Raw genomic sequence first — 14,046 nt, 5'->3', positions numbered from 1 at the left:
CGAGGAGGCAGGGTGCAATCTGGATGAACACTGAATGACGACATTCCCGGTAGCAATCAGACCGCCTGACTCACTGCGCTTCGAGCGCGCAAAATTGATGGGCGATTGCTTCCGCGGACATCATCGTGGCCAGCGGCAGGTGCCGCGTTCACAGGCCGAACATATGACCGCACCGCCATCCCTTGTTCAATCAGAGAAAGACCTTGCAGCCCGGGCCGTTCCACATATGAGTCAGAGCCAATATTGCAGGCCGAATGACAAGAGGTCACGCGTGAGTATTACTCGGTCGACCAGCTGATGGAGGAGAAGGCCGTCGCAATGAAGGCGTGGAGCGACGCGCTCATCGAGGCGTTCCTTGATGCCGGCGGCAAGATGCCGGCACCGTCAGAGCAACAGCGTAAGCCCAAAACGAAACTTCGGCCGTAAAGCCGCGGTTCGTAGAACCCGCACGATCGAGCCAGATCCATGGCTTTCGCGAACGGTAATGGCAGACTTACCCGCCGATCTCGTTGCCATTTCGCGAAGCGTTTGTGATCGCTCGCAAGAGTCGCTCGCGTGTCGCCTCTCTCACGGATGACAGTCCGAGGTGCTGGCTCATCACCGTAATCGCTTGGTCCGGCGTGCGTCCGGGCATAACCGCCGCCGCCAGCGCTTCAAGTTCAATCGCGGGGATGTCGGAATGATTCCTCAGAGACAACGGGGCGCTCCGGAACGGCGGCGGAGTCATATTGCTGGGATCGCCCGCCCAGATGACTCGACGATCGCCTTCGGCAGTGGAGGGAAAGCTTTTCGTGAGCGAAGCGATCACAAGCTTCAGCCTGTTCGTCAGTCGATGCCCGTGAGCACTGGCGATTCTGCGCTCCAGCACATCCTGAAAAACCGGCGCCTCAGTATTTACAACGAGCGCCACCATTGAGCTGAGTACGTCGCGATAGCTGGGCAGATCAAGCTGCCCCCGATCGACGGCTATCCCTGCCGCGCCAAAATCGGCAACTGCATAATCCCTCCCGAAGAACATCGCGTTCTTGGCTTCTGGTCGCTCTTGCCCCGTCGCCTTCTGCGGAACTGACGCACGCGACTTCGCAAATTCCGCCCCCTGCACATCGTCATTACCCGCAAGTTGGCTGGCTTTTGCCTCTAGCGAAAAAGGCTGAGATGGAGACGCCGCGCGTGCGTTCAGGTCAATCACCTGCATCGCGCAGCCGAGGGCAGCCAGCAGTTGGATTACCCGGTCCAATGCAGGGTTCGGCCTTTTACCTAGCTCCAACTCCACGAGCCATGGCCTCCCCACCTCGGCCAGTTCCGCCAGCGCGTGCTGCGTGTAACCGAGCTGCCTTCGCTTGGCGCGGACGAACCACCCTAGGCGATCCGGCTTAAGCAAAATCATTGTCATTGGTCCGCGACATTTATGTTTCGTGTTTGGAACAATTATTGAAAAAGTCACGTGAAATCAACCAATTGTATGTTGCGCCTGGCTTCCAGTACTGTTTGTGGCCCGAAGGGCGCTCGCCACAGACGATTATATTATTTTATGCAACTTAAGCGGGTCGATTTGCTTTATCCCAGCGGTTGGCCTAAATTCCGTCAAGTAACGAGGGGTCAGCTAGACCATAGGTTGTAATGAAGCGTGAAGATGCCACTGGACTAGCTGCCGATAGAACGCCTGATACGGAGCGAGATTACTTGGTCCGATACCTGAGCTTTTGCAAACGCGCAGGTGTTGACCCCTGCGACGTCGAGGGCGTGGTCAAGTGGTTCGTGGAACAGCCTTGCGTCTGGGCGCCATCTACGGTTCGGCAGTATCGCGCCGCGATTAGCGTTGCGATCGAGGCTGAAGAAACCGGGTGTTTGGACGTCCAGAGCCTCTTGATGCGGGTCGGGCAAGGACCCGCCCCGCGAAAGTCCGGCCCGCGCCGGACATCAGCCCGGAAACGTCGATCGATCCCGCAGCACCAATTCAATCGCTTGATCCGCCGACTGATGGATGGTGACCACCCTGACGATAGGCTGGCGGCCCGTCTGCTGAGCCACAATGTGATCCTTTTCATGCGTCCGGGCGAATGGCTGTGGGCGAACCTGGAGGGCACCGTCCTAACCATCAGGAATGGCAAGTCGACGAACGGGAGAGCGCTGGGTAAACACCGCCAGCTTGATCTGCAAGATTATGGTCAGGCCGGCGTCAGCGATCTTTCCGATCTACTGGCAGTGTTGAAGTCGCGAGCGCAGGACGCTGTCGATTTCCGTAAGCTCTGGGCAAAATTGGCCTCGCGGATCGCGCGGGCATGCGAGAGCATTCACATCAAACGAGTGGCACCGTATTCGACCCGTCACGTCGGCATGTCCACCGCAAAGCTTTGGATGTCGCCCGCGCAAGTGGCCGCAGCTGCAGGTCACAAGACGACGGCAACAGCGTCGATGCACTATGCACGAAGTCACACCGGCTGGCGTAGTAAGCGCCGGCGTGTCTATCCGATGCCCGAGGCGGTTGCCCAAGTGATCCAGCCGCTCAAGGCAAGCAGAGCGGAAAACATGGCGTATTGGAAGGAAAGGCGGCGGGACGCCGAAGGCGAACCACCGGCGTTCAAACCTTAAGCCCAGCTGCGCGATTGATGTCGACACTTTACAAGCGCTGCCCGCCCATCGACGACGTTTGTACATGACTTGGCCAGCCGTCTGCGCTGCCGAAAATGGGCCATGTGTGGACGGCTCCTGGTTGGCAAGGAGAATCTTCACTTTGCGGCGCTGGTCGGAGCGGCCATGTGTTCGGCCTGTTTGCGCGGTTCACATGACCGCTGGCCATATTGCCCTCCGCGGATCAGGTCCCGATCAAAAGCACGCATTCGAAGATGCCATGGCCCATGTGGGTTGTCCTGATCGCCGGACCGACCGGCGCTGCATTAAGTGCTGTTCGCCCTTCCAACCGTTACCTCACACCGGTGTGTCCAGCTGTGATCTCGTTTACGCCGTGAGAGCGGCGGGTTCCTTGTAGCGTTCGTTCCTGGCCATCATCGCCCATGCCATCCTGGCGAGTTTGTTGGCGAGCGCGATGGCGGCGACCTTGGTGGGGCGCCGCGCCGCCCGCAGATGCCATTGCTTGCCTCCGGCCGATCCACGATCGCTTTACGGAGGGCTTTGGTACCGCCGATCTTATCGCGGCCAAACAGATTCTGGATGAAACAGACGATTCCGGGAGCCTCCCATAAAATGGGCTCACGGCTATGAACAATGACAAGCACCTTCGATGCTTCCTTTGCAACTAACAGCTGTGGATCGAGCCGACTACTCTTTCGCCGTTCATGCGCCATCGATGGTGCTCCGCCGCTCATAACGTAGTGGCGGTTCCGATAATTGTACTGCGTAACCATCGGTGGGCGGGCACATCGTCAAAGCGCCGATGCCAGCTCATCACGCTGTGCAGAACTGGAGCTTCGAACGGCAGCTCCCTGATCTCGATCGGATAGGCGCGGCGGAACTCCATCGCGAGCTTGCGTCCGAGGATGGCCACCAAGTTCGACTGCACCAGAACCGCCCCTGCGGAGAGATAGGGTACGTCGGAGGCAACAGAGCGGGCGCTCTTCCGTACTCTCAAGAACGAATCTACAAACTCCAAATTCTCGCCGCTCGAGCTGATCTCCAAATGCTCCAGCCCAGCAAGCGAAGCCGACGTCAGCTTCCTTCGTAGCGCGGGATGGCCGCTCCTCAGCACCGCCACGAAGCGGTCCTCGATGAGTTGCACGGAGGCGAACCGCTCCCCCGCGATGGCACTCCCCGACATTGCAAGATCGAGCTCGCCGCGATCCAGGCGATCGCGCAGATTGAGGGTGCCGCTGGGCACGAGTGACAGCCGTACATTTGGAGCCTGCGCGCGTACCGCGGCCAAGATCGGTGCCACGGCGACCACAGCCGCATAGTTGTTCACCGCGATCGTGAACCGTCGGTCGGCGGTTGACGGTTCGAACGTGTCGCCCTCGACCGCGAGCTGCAACTCGTTGAGCGCCTTGCGGACCGGAAGCGCGAGCTGCTCGGCCCTCGGAGTCGGGCTCATTCCGTCAGGCGTACGGACAAACAGCTTATCATTCAATGTATGGCGCAGCCGGTTGAGCGCGTGACTGACAGCCGGCTGGCTGATGGCGAGGCTATCTGCGGCGCGCACCACGCTGCGCTCGCGCAGCACCGCGTCGAACACCAGCAGCAGATTGAGATCGAGGTTGCGGAGTCTCATGGCCCAATGCACGATGTGAATTTGAACATTATATCAATTCATTTGAATAATAGGGCCGCCGCGCCCAACTTCAAGCCATGTCAACGCGCTCGCCATACAGGATCGCCGCGCGGCCCTCGCGCAATGCCGGACGGGTCACAGTCGCCGTCATTGCTGACCCGAACTTCGCGCTGGTTGCGAAACCGGAACAACTTGGCCGCTGGTGGTGTCTGACGCCACCAGCTCTATGGTCCACCGTTTCTGTACGCGGCACTGATCCTGAAGAGCTTTTGCACGGCGTTGCCTCCGTGCTCGCACGACAAAAGGTGGATGCGCGCCGGCTGATCCTGATTGCGGAGGGCCAAGCGGCCCGTGCCGCGCTCGAACTCGTGCTGCATGGAGCCATCGACTGTGCGGGCCTCCTTGCAATCGCCGTCCCCTGCGCGGCGCTGTCGTTTCGCGTCGTGCCTATCGCCACTGCCATCCGGCTTGTCGTGCGGCGCGAGGATAGTTCGGCCGATCTTATTGCCGCGCTACGCGCCGCCGATATCGACACGCGGATCATCGGGTTCGATTCGGCCACAGCGAACGGCGCACGAGCCGCGGCGAGCGCGGCCGAAACCTTCGTCCTGGAGCTGGTCGCAAATGCCAGCCGCCAAAACCGCCATCATGGAGCGTGAAGCGATGCTGTCCGGAAAGACCTTTGTCCTCATTGGCGCGGCTCTCCTGATTGGCGCCGGGGCCAGCGCGTATGTCCTGCACGCGCATGCGCCAAGTCATGCGGCTGAGCCCAAGGTCCCATCGACGGCCGTGCCGGCCGTTCCGGTGGCGGCCGCGCACGCGCGTAAGGGCGATGTTCCCATTGTACTCGAGGGCCTCGGCACCGTGACGCCGATCAACACCGCAACCATCCGCACTCAGGTCCAGGGCACGCTCGACAGCGTCGATTTCATCGAGGGGCAGAACGTAAAGCGCGGCGATGTGCTGGCGAAGATCGATCCGCGCGTATTCGAGGCGCAGGTCGACCAGGCGGAGGCCGCCCTCGCCCGCGATCAGGCGAGCTTGAAGAATGCGCAAGTCAACCTCGCGCGGACGCAGCCGCTCGCCGCCCGCGGATTTGCCACCCAGCAATTGCTCGATACCCAGGATTCCCAGGTGGCGCAGGGCCAGGGCACGGTCGCGCTGGACAAGGCGGCGCTGGAGGCTGCACAGACACAGTTGAGCTACACCACGATTACCGCACCCTTCGACGGGATCACGGGAATTCGTCACATCGATCCCGGCAACATCGTGCACCCGACCGACGCGACCGGCCTTGTGATCCTCACGCAACTTGAGCCGATCTCGATCATCTTCACCCTGCCCTCGACCGACATTCCCGACGTGCAGAAAGCGATCGCATCCGGCGAGGCGTCAGTCGACGCCTATGACGCGGCCAATACGCATAAGCTCGACCATGGCAGCCTGATGCTGATCGACAATCAGGTGGACGCATCCACCGGCACGGTTCGGCTGAAGGCGTCCTTTCCGAATGAGAACAAAAACCTCTGGCCGGGATCGTTCGTCAACATTCACCTCACGATCGCGATCCGCCATGACGCCGTGACCGTGCCGCTGACGGCCGTTCAGCAGGGGCCAAACGGCGCCTTCGTCTACGTCGTCGACGCGAACCACATCGTGAGCGCACGCGACGTCAAGGCCGGCCAGTCGCGCGAAGACAAGGTGCTGATCAGCCAGGGCCTGTCCGGAGACGAAACCGTTGTCACCGCCGGTCAGTACCGGCTGAACCCCGGGACATCGGTCGAAGTCGTCCCCGACAATCGCAAGGACACGGTTCAAAACGCCACCACCGCAAGCGCAGGCATGCTGCCATGAGCATCTCCCAAGGCTTCATTCGTAAACCCGTCGCCACGGCTTTCCTCGCGATCGGCATCACGCTGATCGGCGTGGTCGCCTTCTTCCGGTTGCCCATTTCGGCCCTGCCGACGGTGGACACACCGACAATCCAGGTCACCGCGCAACTTCCCGGCGCCGATCCGCAAACCATGGGCTCGTCGGTCGCCACGCCATTGGAGCGCCAGTTCGGGCAGATCGCCGGCCTGACCGCCATGACCTCGTCGAGCGGCTTCGGCAACACCGCGATCACCCTGCAATTCGCGCTGAACCGCAGCACCGACGCGGCTGCGCAGGACGTGCAGGCCGCGATCAACGCGGCGGCCGGGCAATTGCCGAAAACCATGCCGTCGCCGCCGATCTTCCGGAAGGTCAACCCGGCCGACGTGCCGGTGCTCCTGATCGCATTGACGTCGGACACCGAACCGCTCACCAAGGTCGACGACTATGCCGACAGCATCCTGGCGCAGAAGCTCTCACAAGTGCCGGGCGTGTCGCTGGTCACGATCGGCGGCATGCAAAAGCCCTCGATCCGCGTCCAAGTCAATCCGGCAAAGCTTGCGGCGGCAGGCCTCGACCTCGAGCAATTGCGGACGACGCTCGGCAACGTCACCGTCAACCAGCCCAAGGGCGTGCTCTACGGCAATGAACAAGCCTACACGCTCGCGACCAATGACCAGGTGCTGACCGCGACGGACTATGAAGATCTGATCATCGCCTATCGCAACGGCGCGCCGGTGCGGCTGCGCGACATCGGCCATGCCGAAGTCGCGGCGGAGGATTTGACGCTTCACGGCTGGTACAACGCCAAGCCATCAGTGATCCTCGCCATTCAGCGCCAGCCGGGCGCCAATGTGATCAACACGGTGGACGCCATCAAGAAGCTGCTGCCGCAGCTGGAGGCGGGCCTGCCCTCCGACATCAAGGTCACGATCGCATCGGACCGCACGCAGACCATCCGCGCCAGCGTCGCCGACGTGCAGTTCACGCTGCTCCTGACCATCGCGCTCGTGGTCGGCGTCATCTTTCTGTTCCTGCGCAATTTCTGGGCGACTATCATTCCCGCGATTTCGGTTCCGATCTCGCTGATCGGCACGTTCGGCGTGATGTATCTGTTGAACTACAGCCTCGATAATTTGTCGCTGATGGGTCTTTCGATCGCCGTCGGCTTCGTCGTCGACGATGCCATCGTCATGATCGAGAATATCTCGCGGCACATCGAAGAGGGACTGTCGCCGCTGGAGGCCGCGCTGAAGGGCGCCGGCGAGATCGGGTTCACCATCATCTCGATCTCGGTGTCGCTGGTTGCGGTGTTCATTCCCCTGCTCCTGATGGGCGGTGTGATCGGACGGATGTTCCAGGAGTTCGCGGTCACCGTGTGCGTTGCGATCGCGGTCTCTGTCATCGTCTCCGTGACGTTGACGCCGATGATGTGCGCTTACCTGCTCTCGAGCCATGGCGCAGGCGCGGGCATGGTTTCGCGGACGCTGGAGCGCGGATTCGTGGCGATCCAGCGCGGCTATGAGGCTATCCTGTCCGTTGCCTTGCGCTTCAAGCCTGCGACGCTGGCGGTCATGCTTGCGAGCGTCGTGGCAACGGGCGTGCTGTTCGCGGACATTCCGAAGGGATTCTTTCCCCAGCAGGACACCGGCATGATCACCGGCATCACGGAAGCCTCGGCCGACGTCTCCCCGACAGGGATGGCGGAGCTGCAGCGGAGCGTGATCGACGTGATCGCGAAGGATCCTTCGGTCGCCAACGCCACGGGTTACATCGGCCCGGGCGGACCGACCGTGACGGAGAATAACGGCCGCCTGTTCGTGCTGCTGAAGCCGCGGAACGAGCGCCAGTTCAGCGCCGATGAGGTGATCCGGCAGCTCGACACCAAACTCGCCAAGCTCCAGGGTATCGCCGTGTTCATGCAGGCGACGCAGGATATCAATCTTGCCAGCCGCCTGTCCAAGACGCAGTACCAGTTCACGCTCACGGATGTGAACGAGGACGAACTGAACAGTTGGGCCGGCAAGCTGTTCGAGACACTGAAAAAGCGGCCGGAGCTCGCCGACGTCGCCAGCGACCAGGCCAATGCTGCGCGTCAGCTCAAGCTCAGGATCGACCGCGATGCCGCCTCCCGCCTCGGCATCGATCCGGCGGCGGTGGACAATGCGCTGTACGACGCGTTCGGCCAGCGTCACGTCGCCCAGCTCTTCACCACGCTGAACACCTACTATGTGATCCTGGAGGTCGATCCATCGTTCCAGTCCGGCCCTTACGCGCTCAATCGCATCTACGTCCCCTCGTCGAATGGATCGATCGTGCCTCTCAGTCAGTTCACGACGATCGAATATGGCGCGGCGGCGCTGGCGGTGAACCATCAGAATCAGTTTCCGTCGGTCACGCTGAGCTTCAACCTGTCGCGCGGCACGGCGGTCGGCACGGCGGTCGCCGCTGTGCAGCAGGAGACCGCCGCGCTGCATATGCCATCGACCATCGCGACGAGCTTCCAGGGCAACGCCCAGGCTTTCCAGTCTGCGCTCGCCTCCACGCCCGTCCTGATCCTGGCCGCAATCGTCGCGGTCTATCTGATCCTTGGCATGCTCTATGAGAGCACGATCCATCCGATCACGATCCTGTCGACGCTACCGTCGGCCGGGCTCGGTGCGCTCATGGCGCTCTGGACGTTCGGTTTCGGGCTCGACGTCATCGGGCTGATCGGAATCATCCTCCTGATCGGCCTCGTGCAAAAGAACGGCATCATGCTGATCGATTTCGCGCTTCAAGCCGAGCGCCATCGGGGACTTTCGGCCGAGCAGTCCGCGCTGGAGGCCTGCAAGGTCAGATTCCGTCCGATCCTGATGACCACCATGTGCGCGATGCTCGGAGGCGTTCCGCTGATGGTCGGCACGGGGACCGGATCGGAATTGCGGCAACCACTCGGCTTCGCGATCGTCGGCGGCCTGATCGTATCGCAGCTCCTGACGTTGTTCACAACGCCTGTGGTCTACATCTACCTCCAGAACGTCAGCGACTGGTTCGCACGCAAGCGCGCGGCGCATCGCCCTCCCCATCCCGCTGTCAATCCGGAGCTTGCAGGATAATGACCGAGGTAAAGGATGGCGTGCGGGCCCGGAATGGCACACCAAGCGTCCGCACGTGGATCGTCCCCGACTTCGCGGCCGCGTTCTGGAGGTACTGGCTCCTCGCGGCCATGGCTGGCGAGATCGCGGGCCATGCACTCAACCATATCTACCTTCACCGCTCGGGAAGAGTGATCGTCGTACTGATGCTGTCCTTTGTTGCGATTTCGATACTGCAGGGCGCGAGCCGGCGGTTTCCGCGGATGATCTTTTGGTCCGCCGCATTCCTGCTAAGTCTATTGGGTGGGGTGCTGGCACGGACCACCGACATCTCGATGGGAGGCGGCGACATCGGTGCGATTCTGCTCATCGCCATTTTGCTCATCTTTTCATTCGTGATCTGCTATCGCCTCACAGGAAACCTGCCGGGTCCGACGGTAGGCTCCAGCGCGCGCGGCTTCTTCTGGGCCACGGCAATGCTCGCCCAAACCGTCGCCAGCGCATGTGCGGATTGGATCCTCGATACTGGTGTTCCATCGGAGCACATGGCGATCGGCCTGCTCGCGCTTGGCATTGCAGCGACCGTCTGGCTCTATTCATGCACGCGCATGCCGCGATCGGTATTGTTTTGGCTTGCTTTCCTTCTGTGGGGGACGGGGGCCGCGCTCGCAGGACACGTCGTTGTAAAATCGATCGAATGCGCCGCGCAAAATGCGGCGGCGAACTGCTGGCTCAGCGTAGTATTCCCGCAAACGGCCTCGTCGTCGAAAGCGGATTTGCCTACGGGTCGAGCCTCGGGTCTCGCGAAAGCCGGCGGGTGGCGTGTGCCGCTGCCTAGTTCGGCGCCGATTTACAGCTAGGATATAGATGCCCGACGATTCCTTTCGGCGCAGTGACAATCTTGAACTATTCGAGCCGTTGCCCTTGCTCACGGCGCAGCCCTGCAGCGGCTTTACGCATCCATCGAGCGTTCCCTCAAGTAGAAGTCGGGTCGCAATGTGCGGTCTTCCGGTTTGCAGGGCGACCTCAACCCGACAATTTTATCTTTTGGCTGCGCGAACCGTGGACCGCAATCTCTGCAATTTTGCTTTTGTGGCGCTTGGCTCTCCAGGGACAGCGATTGGAGATCGGCGCGGGGATCGACGCCGATTGGCACCGGGGTCAGTCGTCCGACATTTGCAAGATTATGTCTCTAGCCTTGAGCCGCAGTTCGTAATCTGGTGCTTTCAACTCACCGCATTCTGCGTGACGGCGGCGGCTCCCCTACCGAAACGCAGCCACGCGCCACGGCTGGCCCGGCGCGGCGCCTTGCCGCGGGCGAGCGGGCCAAAGCGGCGGCAGATGCCAATCCGGATAAGTCGTCACGCGCTATCGCGGAGGAGATCGGGGGTGAGCGAGGGAACGATGCGTCGAGCCAGGAAAGCAACTGCGTCGAATGAGCCAGTTGAGACACGCAGGATGGGTCGGTGACGCAGGTACCGCCGTGCCACTCAGGCGAAAACCACCAGAAAGACGATCAGCTCGATCGTGACGAGCGCCGTGACGACGAGGAGGACTGCGAGCAAATGCTTATCGATGAACTTCATGTCCGTCAGGTAGTTGCCCGCATAGCCATTCCCCTTCACTTTCCCGCGAAGAGGGGGAGCCAAAGACGCCGATCCGCCCTATCCCTTTCATGGACAGGTGAAAACAGCCAGGACGGCTTTTGTCAGCGTATCACAACGGAGCTGGCGCCGACCGAGACGGGCGCACAGAGTCTGCACGACCACCCCATCGCTGGGCCAGCGCCGCGCAGACCATCAGTTGAATCTGATGGAAGACCATCAGCGGGAGGATCACGGCAGCCGCTCCGTGGGAAGCAAAGATCACCTTGGCCATGGTAACGCCCTGGGACAGGCTCTTCTTCGAGCCACAGAAGATAATGGCCACTCGATCGGCGCGATTGAATCCCAGCCATTTGCTGCCAAGTCCGGTCGTGATCAGGGCGACGCCAAGAAGGATGCCGTCGCTGACGACCAGCCCCGCGAGTGCAGTTGGCGCAACCTGATGCCACAAGCCCTCGCTGACGGCCGCGCTGAAGGCGGAATAGACAATGAGCAGGATTGATCCCTGGTCGACCGCGCCGACAATGCCGTCATGACGTCCAACCCATCCGCCGACGAACGGCTGGAGCAGTTGTCCGCAGACAAACGGCACGAACAACTGCAGCGTGATCTGCCCGATTGCGTCCCAGCCTGAGGCAGCTCCGCTGTGATTTGAGAGCAGGAGACCTGCCAGGAGCGGCGTCACGAAGATGCCGATGATGCTTGAGGCCGAGGCACTGAAAATTGCCGCAGGAACGTTACCCCTGGCGATGGCGGTGAACGCGATCGAGGATTGCACCGTGGACGGCAGGGTGCAGAGGAACAGGATGCCGGCGTAGAGCGTCGGCGTCGCAAGCGGAGACAGAATTGGCCTGAAGGCCAGGCCGAACAGCGGAAACAGCACGAATGTCGTCAGCAGCACCAGGGCATGCAGCCGCCAGTGGCTTGCGGCCGCGATCACGGCTTCGCGCGACAGCTTTGCCCCATGCAGGAAGAACAGCAAGGCAATGGCTACGTCGGTGAGGTGATCCACCACCAGCGCCGCCGTACCGCGGCATGGCAACTCGCTTGCCGCGACGACGGTCGCGATCAACGCCAGGGTGAAGTTCTCAGGCAGGAACTTAGGTCGAGACATGCTGATGATCTGTTCGCCCTGACCGGCTTTGAGCCAGCGCGATCGCCAAGTCAGTGCGCCTTTCGGGCCAGCGGAAACATGCCCCAGTGAGAACAACTGATCCATTCGTCGTGGTCGGTCGCGAGCGCAGACGTCGATGTGATGGCGTTCATGGTCGTCTCCTTACATTGTACGCACGATCTGGAACTAGGGAGCGGCCAACCCGTCACCACTAAAATTTCATTCAGGCGCGCTTACTGATCGGCCGACAGTCGCCAGAGCAGAACGACATTGGCGCGCGCCGATACGATTTCCGACGCCGGATCCGGCCCGGACTGAACCAGACCATCATGACGCAGCGAGACCTCCGAAAACGGCGAGGCGGCCGCCCGTTCGAGGAGCGCGCGCAGTTTCGGGTGAAGACCTTCGCCGCGCGATGCCGCGAAGGCGCTGAACTGATGAAAAGAGCACATTGCCAGAACCCCTGGGCTGCGGGCACTCGACAAATCAATCACGGACCGCACAACCTGGTTTTGGACCGCGCGCAACGTTGTCGATAGAATGGAAGTATGGGCCCGCGCTCGGATTTCGACTAAATACGAATTCATTCGTTGGCACGGCGGCCGAACTCACGTGGGGAGTCAGCTCGCGGCGATGACACCACACGCCGTGCGAGGAGTCGCGTCTCGGCCAGAGCGTCGCTCAACGCCGATCCGCGCTCGTCGACGGGGCGCATGCCTCCACAACGAGCTTCGAGATGTGGTGGCAGCTCTCGCTACCTGCGAACAGAAGGATTGGTGTTGCGCCAAGTGGGCACTGCGTTTGTCACGCCTACCGAAGGCCAGTTGTACGATCCCACCGAGGGTGCGGTGACAGTTCCGACAGACGTTCCGGATGTCCCATAGGTCCCGGATGGCGATGTCGACAGTCCGGACGTCCCATAGGCAGCAGATTGCATTGTCGACACATCGTGCCTCAAATACGTGTAGCCCTTCCCTTCCGCAGCAAAGGGCGCAATCGCGAGCCCTACAGTTACGAAGGCGGCAGTCACAAATTTGGTTGTCATCATGATCGGTCCTCTCTCGTGAGAGATAGGGAGCAACGCCCGTTCTACACGGCTCGACATCCTAAATTCTTGTTCAACAAGGGTGAGCGCATGGGGAGGCGGTCCGCCACACGTGAGGCCACCAATTCAGACGGCGCGCGCCTGCCTGCGAATCTCATTCGCAATCGCTCCCTTCTGACGCCTCGCCTCTGCTCAGGTTCAGCCCCTCCGGCGATCACATCGACGAACGTCGAGCTCCCACCGGGCGATGCGCTATTTCCCGGCGGATCCAGCGCGGACGCCATCAACCGCAACTGTCTGGCCTGTCACTCCGCAGACATGGTGCTGAACCAACCTGCTCTCTCCAGGTCCGACTGGGACTCCGAGGTGCACAAGATGATCAAGGCTTACAAAGCGCCCATCGACGAGGGCGATGTGCCCGTTATCGTCGATTACATGGTCAGCACAAAGGGAGCGAACTAACGTCAGGCCTGCGACCAGGACGAACTGGCGTTGTCCAGCCAGCGCTCGGTGTCTTCGTTGCTCCAGCCGGGGACGGCGAATCGCGGCCCGACAGCCGGTACTGCGCTCGGATTTGCCAATCGTTGTCTCTGCACGTGCAGACGTGCAGCCGCGTGCGATGGATCACGAGTTGCCGCAGACGCAGTCACACACGACGCCAGCACGAGACCAAACATCAGCAGACGGCGCATCGAATAGCTCCACAAATCATCTTCAGCATCGTGTGCGGCATGACCGGCGAACGGCCGGGCTCTACGGGTCCATTCCGAGCGATTGTCCACCGAACTTGGACGGATCGTTATAGCTGGGCGTATCGTTGTAGGAGATCGGCGGTCGAGGGCCTGCATAGGCTCCCCTCGGGATGACGAACTCACCCAGCGACACGACCGGCTCATGATGAGCCACGGCCCGATGCCGTGCGTGCGCACCATGGATGGGAGCCGCGCTTGCACAGGCGGTCAGCGAAATCAGAAAGCCAACAGTCAAGAGAGAACGCATCGCAGTCTTCTCCAATTGCTCACCTTCCGGAGGTAGGACGTGCCGCTCGTCATCCCAATCCGGGCAGTTGCGCGACGTATCACATTGCCGGCATCGTTCCGGATGGCGCGAAC

At 61.3% G+C, this 14,046-nt stretch carries 12 protein-coding genes and 1 pseudogene; 7 read left to right on the top strand and 6 right to left on the bottom strand.

Translation table 11 applies throughout. From position 1 onward, the window contains the following. Window positions 1-297: 297 nt before the first annotated feature. Complete coding sequence (locus IVA96_RS35570) at window positions 298-426, top strand: hypothetical protein (RefSeq protein WP_256465470.1); 129 nt, start codon at window positions 298-300, stop codon at window positions 424-426. Between the two features lie 67 nt (window positions 427-493). Here the strand turns inward: IVA96_RS35570 and IVA96_RS07680 are convergent, their stop codons facing one another. Beyond that, window positions 494-1,387, bottom strand: coding sequence for a DUF3320 domain-containing protein (locus tag IVA96_RS07680; RefSeq protein ID WP_247416582.1), 894 nt, complete (start codon window positions 1,385-1,387; stop codon window positions 494-496). 296 nt (window positions 1,388-1,683) lie between these two features. Here IVA96_RS07680 and IVA96_RS07675 point away from each other — a divergent pair, with 296 nt between their 5' ends. Further along, complete coding sequence (locus IVA96_RS07675; RefSeq protein ID WP_247416581.1) at window positions 1,684-2,592, top strand: hypothetical protein; 909 nt, start codon at window positions 1,684-1,686, stop codon at window positions 2,590-2,592. Window positions 2,593-2,958: 366 nt separating this feature from the next. Here the strand turns inward: IVA96_RS07675 and IVA96_RS07670 are convergent. Both IVA96_RS07670 and IVA96_RS07665 read right to left on the bottom strand, forming a co-directional pair. Further along, window positions 2,959-3,075: pseudogene (locus IVA96_RS07670) on the bottom strand (IS110 family transposase); the annotation flags it as partial. 247 nt (window positions 3,076-3,322) lie between these two features. Beyond that, window positions 3,323-4,234 (bottom strand): LysR family transcriptional regulator, encoded by a 912-nt coding sequence (locus IVA96_RS07665; RefSeq protein ID WP_247416579.1) that lies wholly within the window; start codon window positions 4,232-4,234, stop codon window positions 3,323-3,325. A 65-nt stretch (window positions 4,235-4,299) separates the two neighbouring features. On the opposite strand from IVA96_RS07665, the gene IVA96_RS07660 reads away from it, so the two are divergent. From IVA96_RS07660 to IVA96_RS07645, 4 genes are read left to right on the top strand one after another with little or no spacing between them, the layout of a single operon-like run. Further along, the gene (locus IVA96_RS07660; RefSeq protein WP_247416577.1) at window positions 4,300-4,881 is read left to right on the top strand and encodes a hypothetical protein; all 582 of its coding nucleotides are present in this window, start codon (window positions 4,300-4,302) and stop codon (window positions 4,879-4,881) included. Next, a complete protein-coding gene (locus tag IVA96_RS07655) occupies window positions 4,847-6,076 on the top strand; it encodes an efflux RND transporter periplasmic adaptor subunit (RefSeq protein ID WP_247416575.1) in 1,230 nt (409 codons plus the stop codon). Before IVA96_RS07660 ends, IVA96_RS07655 begins: the two co-directional genes overlap by 35 nt. Beyond that, on the top strand, window positions 6,073-9,192 hold the full coding sequence (locus IVA96_RS07650; protein ID WP_247416573.1) for an efflux RND transporter permease subunit: 3,120 nt from the start codon (window positions 6,073-6,075) through the stop codon (window positions 9,190-9,192). Before IVA96_RS07655 ends, IVA96_RS07650 begins: the two co-directional genes overlap by 4 nt. Further along, a complete protein-coding gene (locus tag IVA96_RS07645) occupies window positions 9,192-10,031 on the top strand; it encodes a hypothetical protein (protein ID WP_247416571.1) in 840 nt (279 codons plus the stop codon). Before IVA96_RS07650 ends, IVA96_RS07645 begins: the two co-directional genes overlap by 1 nt. A gap of 856 nt (window positions 10,032-10,887) precedes the next feature. On the opposite strand, the gene IVA96_RS07640 is transcribed toward IVA96_RS07645, so the two are convergent. Continuing rightward, window positions 10,888-11,994, bottom strand: a complete 1,107-nt coding sequence (locus tag IVA96_RS07640) for a bile acid:sodium symporter family protein (protein WP_247416568.1) — start codon at window positions 11,992-11,994, stop codon at window positions 10,888-10,890. Window positions 11,995-12,122: 128 nt separating this feature from the next. Beyond that, a complete protein-coding gene (locus tag IVA96_RS07635) occupies window positions 12,123-12,383 on the bottom strand; it encodes a hypothetical protein (protein ID WP_247416566.1) in 261 nt (86 codons plus the stop codon). 620 nt (window positions 12,384-13,003) lie between these two features. Here IVA96_RS07635 and IVA96_RS07625 point away from each other — a divergent pair. Beyond that, window positions 13,004-13,396 (top strand): cytochrome c, encoded by a 393-nt coding sequence (locus IVA96_RS07625; protein WP_247416562.1) that lies wholly within the window; start codon window positions 13,004-13,006, stop codon window positions 13,394-13,396. 2 nt (window positions 13,397-13,398) lie between these two features. Here the strand turns inward: IVA96_RS07625 and IVA96_RS07620 are convergent, their stop codons facing one another. Continuing rightward, window positions 13,399-13,626 carry a hypothetical protein gene (locus IVA96_RS07620; protein WP_247416560.1) on the bottom strand — a complete coding sequence of 76 codons (228 nt, stop codon included), beginning with the start codon at window positions 13,624-13,626 and terminating at the stop codon, window positions 13,399-13,401. Window positions 13,627-14,046: the final 420 nt, after the last annotated feature.

The organism is Bradyrhizobium sp. 159, assembly GCF_023073795.1.
In the GTDB taxonomy this organism is placed as follows: Bacteria; Pseudomonadota; Alphaproteobacteria; order Rhizobiales; family Xanthobacteraceae; genus Bradyrhizobium.
The sequence above is the reverse complement of the archived record's forward strand: the minus strand, read 5'-3'. Positions and strand labels throughout refer to the sequence as shown.